General features: G+C 44.3%; 10 protein-coding genes and 1 pseudogene. 10 read left to right on the forward strand and 1 reads right to left on the reverse strand.

All coding sequences use genetic code 11. The features are described from left to right. From B4K20_RS14395 to B4K20_RS14415, 5 genes and pseudogenes are all read left to right on the forward strand, one after another. Positions 1 to 335 (forward strand): annotated as a pseudogene (locus B4K20_RS14395) (protease modulator HflK); the annotation flags it as partial. After that, positions 336 to 1,208 carry a protease modulator HflC gene (hflC, locus tag B4K20_RS14400; RefSeq protein WP_286304269.1) on the forward strand — a complete coding sequence of 291 codons (873 nt, stop codon included), beginning with the start codon at positions 336 to 338 and terminating at the stop codon, positions 1,206 to 1,208. Beyond that, positions 1,205 to 1,402 (forward strand): DUF2065 domain-containing protein, encoded by a 198-nt coding sequence (locus B4K20_RS14405; protein WP_289283428.1) that lies wholly within the window; start codon positions 1,205 to 1,207, stop codon positions 1,400 to 1,402. Before hflC ends, B4K20_RS14405 begins: the two co-directional genes overlap by 4 nt. Positions 1,403 to 1,408: 6 nt before the next feature. Beyond that, entirely contained in the window at positions 1,409 to 2,599 is a 1,191-nt protein-coding gene (locus B4K20_RS14410; RefSeq protein WP_289283429.1) for an ATP phosphoribosyltransferase regulatory subunit, read from the forward strand. Then, complete coding sequence (locus B4K20_RS14415) at positions 2,592 to 3,887, forward strand: adenylosuccinate synthase (RefSeq protein ID WP_289283430.1); 1,296 nt, start codon at positions 2,592 to 2,594, stop codon at positions 3,885 to 3,887. The genes B4K20_RS14410 and B4K20_RS14415 overlap by 8 nt, the downstream gene beginning before the upstream one ends. A 32-nt stretch (positions 3,888 to 3,919) precedes the next feature. On the opposite strand, the gene B4K20_RS14420 is transcribed toward B4K20_RS14415, so the two are convergent. Further along, positions 3,920 to 4,783, reverse strand: coding sequence for an NAD(P)-dependent oxidoreductase (locus tag B4K20_RS14420; RefSeq protein ID WP_289283431.1), 864 nt, complete (start codon positions 4,781 to 4,783; stop codon positions 3,920 to 3,922). Positions 4,784 to 4,892: 109 nt separating this feature from the next. Between B4K20_RS14420 and glyA the strand changes: the two genes are divergently transcribed. The 5 genes from glyA to ribBA form a co-directional block, all read left to right on the forward strand. After that, positions 4,893 to 6,146, forward strand: coding sequence for a serine hydroxymethyltransferase (gene glyA, locus B4K20_RS14425; RefSeq protein ID WP_289283432.1), 1,254 nt, complete (start codon positions 4,893 to 4,895; stop codon positions 6,144 to 6,146). A 19-nt stretch (positions 6,147 to 6,165) separates the two neighbouring features. Beyond that, positions 6,166 to 6,639: a transcriptional regulator NrdR gene (gene nrdR / locus B4K20_RS14430; protein ID WP_286304274.1), complete on the forward strand. Its 474-nt coding sequence runs from the start codon at positions 6,166 to 6,168 to the stop codon at positions 6,637 to 6,639. 105 nt (positions 6,640 to 6,744) lie between these two features. After that, positions 6,745 to 7,851 (forward strand): bifunctional diaminohydroxyphosphoribosylaminopyrimidine deaminase/5-amino-6-(5-phosphoribosylamino)uracil reductase RibD, encoded by a 1,107-nt coding sequence (ribD, locus tag B4K20_RS14435; RefSeq protein WP_289283433.1) that lies wholly within the window; start codon positions 6,745 to 6,747, stop codon positions 7,849 to 7,851. 3 nt (positions 7,852 to 7,854) lie between these two features. After that, a complete protein-coding gene (locus tag B4K20_RS14440; protein WP_289283434.1) occupies positions 7,855 to 8,493 on the forward strand; it encodes a riboflavin synthase in 639 nt (212 codons plus the stop codon). Position 8,494: 1 nt separating this feature from the next. Beyond that, positions 8,495 to 9,596: bifunctional 3,4-dihydroxy-2-butanone-4-phosphate synthase/GTP cyclohydrolase II (ribBA, locus tag B4K20_RS14445; RefSeq protein WP_289283435.1), on the forward strand; the 1,102-nt coding region annotated here is incomplete at its 3' end.

The raw sequence follows: 9,596 nt of genomic DNA on the forward strand, positions 1-9,596 counted from the left end.
ATAAGAGTCAAGTTATTGCAAAAGCAGAGGGTGATGCGAGCCGTTTCACTCAAGTCATGACGGAGTTTAATAAAGCACCCGACATTACAGCTGAGAGACTATACCTTGATACAATGGAATCCGTGTTTTCTAAGAGCCAAAAAGTGATGGTTGATATGGAAAATGGCGGTAGTAATGTACTTTATCTACCATTAGACCGCATGAATCGTCGTAACAGCAGTCCAACACAACTGGATTTAGATAGCTTTAATTATCCGTCATCTACGTCGGCTAATACTTCATCTTCAAACAAAAGCTCATCAAGCGATGATGCTCGTAGCAGAGGAGGTCGCTAAATGAGTTCCCGTTTGACACTGATTTTAATTTTACTGGCACTAGCTGTCATCACTTTATCATCATCTATTTTTGTTGTTGATGAGCGTCAAAAAGTACTTCTGCTCAGATTAGGTCAGATTGAAAAGGCTGACTTTAAGCCAGGTATTCATTTCAAAACACCTTTTGTCACAGATGTTCGTAAGTTTGATGCTCGTGAAATGGCACTCGATGCACAACCTGCTAGATACCTGACAGGTGAGAAAAAGAATGTCATAGTCGACTCTTTCATCATTTGGCGTATCAGCGATGTGGCGACCTATTTCAGATCCATGAGTGGTGACGAAGACCGTGCGGCATCGCGATTATCACAAATCATCAAGGATGGTTTGCGTGCAGAGTTTGGACGTAAGACAATTCAAGAAGTCGTGTCTGGTGACCGTGTGGCAATGGTTCAGGATATTCTGACAGAAGCTAACCGTGTAGCCGAAGGCTTTGGTATTTCTATCTCAAATGTGCGTATAAAACGTATTGATTTGCCTTCTGAAGTCAGTACATCTGTTTATACACGTATGGAAGCTGAGCGTGAACGTGTTGCAAAAGAGCTGCGTTCACAAGGTGCTGAAGAAGCGGAAAAAATTCGTTCAGATGCTGATCGTCAGCGTGCCGTTATTATTGCCGAAGCAAGACGTCAAGCAGAAGAGTTACGTGGTGAAGGTGACGCCAAAGCCACGGATATCTATGCTAGAGCGTTCGGTGAAAATGAAGAGTTCTATTCCTTATATCGTCGACTATCAGCATATAAAAATGTGTTTAATGGTGACGACATGCTGGTCATTGAACCCAAAGGTGACTTCTTCAAACGTTTTAACGATGCTGAACTTCCTGTGAAGTGAGCGGAGAATTAGGCCATAGTCTTCTCGTAGCAACGGCATTAGTACTGATTATCGAAGGTATAATGCCGTTTCTCAATCCGACTATGTTTAAACGCGCTTTACTACAAACGGCAAGCATGAGCGATACTCAAATTAGACTAACTGGTTTGATATGCATGCTTGTCGGCTTGATTTTTTTGTACTGGATAAATTAACTCATAATGACTATAAAAGAGAGCTGGCTGCTACCTGAAGGTATTGATGAGCTTATGCCTCAAGAAGCAACTCAACTTGAGAATATGCATCGAATACTGGTCGACTTCATGCGAGGTTGGGGGTATCAGCTTGTTGTTCCACCCTTAGTTGAGTATCTGGACTCACTGCTGACTGGTACGGCCAAAAGTTTAGATATACAAACATTTAAGCTGACGGACCAAATGTCCGGCAGAATGCTGGGTATACGGGCAGACATGACACCACAAGTGGCCAGAATTGCTGCCCACAAGCTACGTCATCAATCAGATATTCTTCGATTGTGCTACATAGGTAGTGTTCTTCATACTTTACCTACCGGATTGGATGGGGTCAGAAATCCCATTCAGCTAGGTGCTGAAATCTATGGTCATGCGGGACCTGAGAGTGATATTGAAAGCATTGAGCTGATGGTTGAGCTTCTAAAAAAATCTGGCGCAGTATCAAAGATAGCGTTGGATATCGGTCATGTTGGTGTTTATAGAGGATTAGCCGAGTTTGCTGGTCTGACAGAAAGCCAAGAGCAAGAATTATTTTCTGCTTTACAACGAAAGGCTGCTACCGATATATCCGCCCTGTTAGACAGTTATCAGATTAGTAATGATGCTAGGCAAATGTTGCAAGAATTGTCTGAATTAAATGGTGATAAATCTGTCTTGCCACGAGCTGAATCTGTATTAAAGAATGCACCAAAATCAGTGCAGCTTGCATTAAGTACGCTTGAACAAATTGCTGACGCGCTTACGCAGCGAATCCCAGATATTGCAATTAACTTCGATCTTGCTGAACTGCGCGGATATCATTACCACACGGGCGTGGTGTTTGCAGCTTACAAACCGGAATCATCTTATGCTATTGCAGCAGGTGGTCGCTATGATGATATAGGTGAAGCCTTTGGTCTGGCTCAGCCAGCAACGGGATTTAGTCTTGACTTGAAGAAGCTGGCGACACAGCTCCCTGCTGGATCATTCAATCAGGAAACAATAGGTGTTGAGTGGGCTGAAGACAGCCATCTTCACGCCACTGTCAAATCATTACGTGAATCAGGAAAGGTGGTCATTTATCAATTTCCTGGCTCTCAGACATCCACCACACATACATTGGTAAAACAAAATGGTCACTGGCAAGTGACTGAAATAGGAACACAAACTCGTGGCTAAAAATATAGTTGTAATTGGCTCCCAGTGGGGCGATGAAGGTAAAGGTAAATTAGTCGATTTACTAACGGATAATGTCTCTGCTGTAGTACGTTTCCAAGGTGGTCATAATGCTGGTCACACACTGGTTATTGATGGCAAAAAAACGGTGTTGCATTTGATTCCATCTGGCATTCTCCGTGAAAACGTTCAATGCTTGATTGGTAATGGTGTTGTGGTTTGTCCTGAAGCACTATTGAAAGAGATGGCAGAGCTTGAGTCCAACGGGATTCCTGTACGTGAACGCTTAAAAATCAGTGCGGCCTGCCCATTGATTTTGCCTTATCATATCGCTTTGGATAAGGCGCGTGAGTCACGCTTAGGTAAAGCCGCTATCGGCACAACAGGTAGAGGTATTGGTCCCGCATATGAAGACAAAGTTGGCCGTCGAGGTCTACGTGTCGGTGACTTAATGAATGAAAAAGCCTTTGCTGAAAAACTAAAAGAAGTCATTGAGTTTCATAACTTTTCATTAGTTAATTATTATCAAGTAGCACCTGTTGATTATGTAACTGTATTAAAAGATACACTCGCAATGCGTGATGTCTTAATCCCACTTATTGCTGATATCCCAGCGATGCTTCAGGGGTATCATAAAGCGGGTGACAATGTCATGTTTGAAGGTGCACAAGGTGCTTTGTTAGATATTGACCACGGCACATACCCTTATGTTACTTCGTCCAATACAACAGCGGGAGGCAGTGCAACTGGCTCTGGTGTAGGTCCTTGTCATATTGATTATGTTCTTGGTATTACAAAAGCTTATGCCACGCGTGTCGGTGGTGGACCATTTCCATCTGAGTTGTTTGATGAAACTGGAAAATATCTGGCTGATAAAGGCATGGAAAAAGGTGCCACAACCGGACGTGACCGCCGCTGTGGTTGGTTAGATATGGTGGCACTGAATCGTGCTAGTTGGATAAATAGTATCACGGGACTATGTCTGACCAAGCTAGACGTGCTTGATGGTATCGAAACTATTCGTCTATGTGTTGCCTATGAAAAAGACGGTCAACCTGTCGATATCTTACCGTTGAGTGCAGATGAGTTCGAAGGTTGTGAGCCTGTATACATTGATATGCCGGGTTGGAAAGAGTCTACTTTGGGCATCACTGAATATAGTGAACTGCCTGAAAATGCCCGTGCCTATATAGAAAAAGTGGAAAGCCTCGCCGGTGTGCCAATTGATATTATCTCAACCGGCCCTGACCGACGCGAAACGATTGTTAGACGAGATTTATTCGAAGTCTAGACTTATAAAAAGCCCTCAAATGAGGGCTTTTTTTATGACTCTTTGGGCGAAACAGCCGCCATCAATGCTGAGTAATCAGTGTTATCAAGTCCCATATCCAGCGTTTTCTGTAGCAGTAGCTCAATGCCTTTGAGTGCACTTGTGTCCAGGCCTAGTTCGTTGGCAACGGTTAAGAAGAGGCGAGTGTCTTTTGCGAGATGTTTGGTTGGGAAGTTGGGTGCCGAGAAATCCCTATCCACCATTCGAGTCAGTTTTTTATCAAAAGTGGGTGCATATAGGGCACTATCACGCATAATTTTCATAAACTGTTCAGTGGCAATGCCTTCTTTTTCGACTAAGGCCAAACTCAATGCAAAGCTGGCTGTCAGGCCTGCGATTAACTGATTCATAGCGAGTTTAACAGTCGCTCCTTGTCCAATTTCGCCTATGTATTGTGGTTCATGGCCAATCAACTCAAGTAATGGCAGTGCCGTATTAAAGTCAGATTTTTCACCTGCAGCCATTAAAATTAATTTGCCACTGCCTGCCTCAGGTAAACTGCCAAGTACAGGACACTCAAGATATCGACCGCCTGTCGTTTTTACACGATTGGCAAGTTCGCGTGACTCTTCAGGTGCGATTGTGCCCATCTGTATAATCAGACAGTTTTTAAACGTCTCAGTGTTGATATCGTCCAGTACAGAGTTGATGGCTTTTGCATCACTTAAAAAAAGTAAACAAATATCACACTGCTCAACTAGAGCTTGCGCAGATGTCGCTACAGCAGCGCCTCGAGCCTTTAACTCATCACACTTTTCAAGGCTGCGATTAAACACGACCAGTGGTTGATTCTCAGCTAATAAATGATGTGATAAGGCTTGCCCCATCAGGCCTGTTCCAATTAATCCTATTTTCATAAGCTATGATTTAATCCTTATGCGAATAAAACTGTCACTATGCCATAGATGCCAGCGACGTTGTGAGATAGAATAATGTCCCATTTTACAGTAGATACAGGGGAATACTGTGTACAATAAAAACATGACCATCGCTGGCTTTGACGATGACGTGTTCAATGCAATCGCTGCGGAAGATAAACGTCAAGAAGATCACATCGAACTGATCGCTTCAGAAAACTACACGAGCCCTCGTGTAATGGAAGCTCAGGGCTCATCTTTAACCAATAAATATGCTGAAGGGTATCCTGGCAAACGTTATTATGGTGGTTGTGAACATGTTGATACAGTAGAAGCTATTGCCATTGAACGTGCGAAATCGTTGTTTGGTGCTGATTATGCTAACGTTCAGCCACATTCTGGTTCACAAGCTAATGCTGCAGTTTATCTCGCTTTATTACAAGCTGGTGATACTATTTTAGGCATGAGTCTGGCACATGGTGGTCATCTGACACATGGCGCTAAAGTCAGTGCTTCAGGAAAAATCTATAACTCAGTTTCATATGGCTTGAATGCTGAAACCGGCGAAATTGATTATGATGAAGTCGAGCGTTTAGCAAAAGAACATCAACCAAAAATGATCGTAGCTGGTTTTTCTGCCTACTCTCGTGTAGTGGATTGGCAACGTTTTCGTGATATCGCTGATGCAGTCGGCGCTTATTTACTGGTTGATATGGCCCACGTAGCAGGGCTGGTTGCCGCAGGTTTATATCCTAACCCGGTGCAAATTGCTGATGTCACAACGACAACAACGCATAAAACATTACGTGGTCCACGTGGTGGTTTGATTCTGGCAAAAGCCAACCCTGAGATCGAGAAAAAACTTAACTCGGCTGTTTTCCCTGGTTTCCAAGGTGGTCCTTTAATGCATGTGATTGCAGCTAAAGCAATTGCCTTCAAAGAAGCCATGCTGCCTGAGTTCAAAACCTATCAGGATCAGGTCATCAAAAATGCACGTGTGATGGCTGATGTGTTTATGACACGTGGTTATGACGTTGTCTCAAATGGTACTGATGACCATTTATTCCTAGTCAGTTTTATAGAAGCTGGCCTGACAGGTAAAGATGTCGATGCCTGGTTAGGCGCTGCTCATATCACGGTCAATAAAAATGCGGTTCCAAATGATCCACAATCACCTTTTGTGACATCAGGTATCCGTGTTGGTACACCTGCTGTGACGACTCGCGGTTTTAAAGAAGAAGAGTGTCGCGATCTGGCAAACTGGATGTGTGATGTCATTGACGCAGCGGGAAGTGAACAGGTGATTAACGATGTGAAGAGTAAAGTAAAAGCGGTTTGTGATCGTTTGCCTGTTTACTCATAAATAACCTCACGGAAACACTATGCGCTGTCCATTTTGTGGTGCAGATGACTCAAAAGTTGTGGACTCACGACTGTCGGCGGAAGGTGATGCCATCCGCCGACGTCGTATGTGCGTCGAGTGTAATGAACGCTTTACCACGTACGAAACGGCTGAATTAAGTCTGCCAAGATTGATTAAACGTGATCGCTCACGTGAGTTATTTGATGAAAATAAATTACGTGCCGGATTTATGCGAGCACTGGAAAAAAGGCCCGTCAGTATTGATGCCGTCGATACAGCCGTCAAAACTATTACTCGGCGACTGTGGGCAACGGGTGAGCGTGAAGTCGATAGTCGCTTGGTTGGCGACTGGGTGATGGATGCACTTCGTGAATTAGATGAAGTCGCGTACGTGCGTTTCGCCTCTGTCTACCGAAGTTTTCAGGATGTGAATGCCTTTCGTGAAGAAATTGAACGAATGGAAAATAAATCAGAACCGGACGATAAAAAATAAAGATGTTTATCTGCACTGATATCATGCTCTTACTGATAGTCAGTGTTTTATATCTTGTTGTATTCGATATGAATACATTGTTATTTCATTTTAAGAGAAATGACCATGGCTTCTGCTGAATTTTATATGGCAAGAGCCATTGAGCTTGCCAAAAATGGACTATACACGACTGACCCTAACCCTCGGGTTGGTTGTGTCATTGTGAGAGATAATCAGATTGTTGGTGAAGGCTGGCATCAGCGGGCAGGAGAGAGTCACGCTGAAGTAAACGCTCTACACCAAGCGGGTGAGCAGGCTAGAGGGGCGGACTGTTATGTCACGCTTGAACCCTGTAGCCATTATGGACGTACACCGCCTTGCGCTGATGCTCTGGTTAATGCTGGTGTGAAACGCGTTTTTATAGCGATGACTGATCCTAATCCCGTTGTTTCAGGTTCAGGCATACATCGCCTGAGAGAGGCGGGGATAGAGGTCCACACCAAACTGTTGAGCTCTGAATCAGAGAAGTTGAATCCTGGTTTTTCCTATCGTATGCGTCATGGTCGACCGTATATCAGAAGTAAAGTCGCCATGAGCCTTGATGGCCGAACAGCTATGGCATCGGGTGAGAGTAAGTGGATAACCGGCCCTGAAGCCAGACAGGATGTACAAAATCTGCGCGCGCGCAGCTCAGCCATTATGACTGGAATTGGTACGATACTCGCGGACGATCCGCAGTTAAATGTCCGTTTTTCTGCAGATCATGATAATTGGTACCCTTTTGGTCAGAAGATCCGACAACCGCTCAAAATCATTGTGGATAGTGATGGACGATTGCCTGCGAGTGCTCAAATTCTCAAAGAGGGTAAAGTACTGGTGATTACGGCCAATGATATTACTATCGCGGAGCCAGCCGAATGTTTAGTTTTGCCCTCTATAGACCAGAGTATCGATCTGAATGCGTTGATGGCGGTACTGGCACAACGTGAAATCAATGAGTTGATGATTGAAGCCGGCGGCGTCTTGAATGGGGCGTTGTTGAAAGCAGGTTTAATCGATGAATTAGTCATATACATGGCCCCCAAAATTATGGGCGATATGGCACGTGGTGTGTTTCATTTACCTGAGATGATGACAATGTCTCAGAATATTTCCCTAACAATTGATGATATCCGAGCAGTAGGTAAGGATTGGCGTATCACTGCAAGACCAATATATAACGAGGAATCTTAATTCATGTTTACAGGCATTATTGCAGCCATGGGACAGGTAACGTCTATCACCCCAAGTGGTGGCGATATGAGATTGAAAGTGGCGACCCAAAAATTAGACTTATCTGATGTCAGTCTTGGCGATAGCATTGCTATTAATGGTGTCTGTCTGACTGTGGTTGAACTTGATCAGTCTCATGTGAGTTTTGATGTATCAAAAGAGAGTCTCGAGCGAACTGCACTGTCACAGATTACTGAAGGCTCACCCGTTAATCTTGAAAAAGCGCTTGCTGTAGGCGATCGTCTCGGTGGACATATGGTGAGTGGCCATGTCGACGGTCTTGGTAAGGTGTTAGAGATGTCACCGTCTGCGCGCTCAGTACAGTTTCGAATGGAAGTACCCGCCAATTTGGAACGCTATATCGCTAAAAAAGGTTCTGTGACGATTGATGGTGTGAGTCTTACGGTGAATGAGGTTGGAGCGGGCTGGTTTGAAATCAATATCATTCCCCACACTATGCAGGAAACCATTATTAAGGAATATAAAGTGGGTACGATTGTGAATTTGGAAGTCGACTTGATTGCTCGATATCTTGAGCGTTTGTTACCTGGACTCGACCCTGTATACGCCAGAGAAACATTGTCAGGAAACAGTGATACTTAATATGCAACTCAACAGCACAGAAGAGATTATTGACGATCTCAGACAGGGAAAAATGGTCATCATTATGGATGATGAAGATCGTGAAAATGAGGGTGACCTCATTATGGCTGCAGAAAAAGTCACACCAGATGCCATTAATTTTATGGCACGGTTTGGGCGTGGTTTGATTTGTCTGACGCTAACGGAAAATCGTTGTCGTGAATTACGATTACCACTGATGGTCAGTGACAATCAGACGCCTTATTCCACTAACTTCACTGTCTCCATTGAAGCGGCAGAAGGAGTGACGACTGGTATTTCAGCGGCCGACCGTGCTTTAACCGTGCAAGTCGCAGTTGATCCTGATTCACGACCTGATGATTTGGTTCAACCAGGCCATATTTTCCCCTTAAAAGCACAGCCGGGTGGGGTGTTAACACGAGCTGGTCACACGGAAGCTGGCTGTGATCTCGCTCAGCTTGCCGGCTTATCTCCAGCAGCTGTCATTGTTGAAATTTTAAATGATGATGGCAGTATGGCCAGGCGCCCAGACTTGGAAACCTTTGCACAAAAACATGATCTGAAAATTGGTACGATTGCTGACCTGATAAGTTATCGACTTGAAAATGAAATGACCGTCGAAAAATTATCTCAATGTCAGTTTCCTACTGAGTATGGTGATTTTCAGCTATACAGCTTTCAGGATTCAGTCAATTCTCAGGTCCATCTAGCCCTCACCTATGGTGATATTACTCCTGATGAAGAAACGTTGGTTCGCGTGCATATGGCAGACCCACTCAGTGATATTTTAGGCTCGGTCAGGGAGCCGACACATTGGCCAGTTCCTCAAGTGCTGAAACAAATTCAACAAGCGGGTAAAGGTATTCTGGTTGTTTTGAGGTTACCGGCTCAGAATAAACAGTTAGCGGCCAAAATTGCACGTTATGAACGAGAAGACCGTGATGAGAGCCCTTTACCTGTTAAGGGGGGCTGGGATCTGCGTACATTTGGTGTTGGTGCACAAATTTTGTCAGCATTAGGCGTGAAAAAAATGCGCGTGATGGGGACACCCACGAAGTTGACTGGTGTTTCAGGATTTGGACTTGAGTTAGTGGGTTATCTGG

This window comes from Methylophaga sp. UBA5088, assembly GCF_002414625.1.
Classification (GTDB): domain Bacteria; phylum Pseudomonadota; class Gammaproteobacteria; order Nitrosococcales; family Methylophagaceae; genus Methylophaga; species Methylophaga marina.

Bases quoted from the DNA above. Each gene is read 5' to 3' on its own strand.
- hflC (WP_286304269.1), top strand. From the start codon at position 336: ATGAGTTCCCGTTTGACACTGATTTTAATTTTACTGGCACTAGCTGTC.
- B4K20_RS14410 (WP_289283429.1), top strand. From the start codon at position 1,409: ATGACTATAAAAGAGAGCTGGCTGCTACCTGAAGGTATTGATGAGCTT.
- B4K20_RS14420 (WP_289283431.1), bottom strand. From the start codon at position 4,783: ATGAAAATAGGATTAATTGGAACAGGCCTGATGGGGCAAGCCTTATCA.
- nrdR (WP_286304274.1), top strand. From the start codon at position 6,166: ATGCGCTGTCCATTTTGTGGTGCAGATGACTCAAAAGTTGTGGACTCA.
- ribD (WP_289283433.1), top strand. From the start codon at position 6,745: ATGGCTTCTGCTGAATTTTATATGGCAAGAGCCATTGAGCTTGCCAAA.
- B4K20_RS14440 (WP_289283434.1), top strand. From the start codon at position 7,855: ATGTTTACAGGCATTATTGCAGCCATGGGACAGGTAACGTCTATCACC.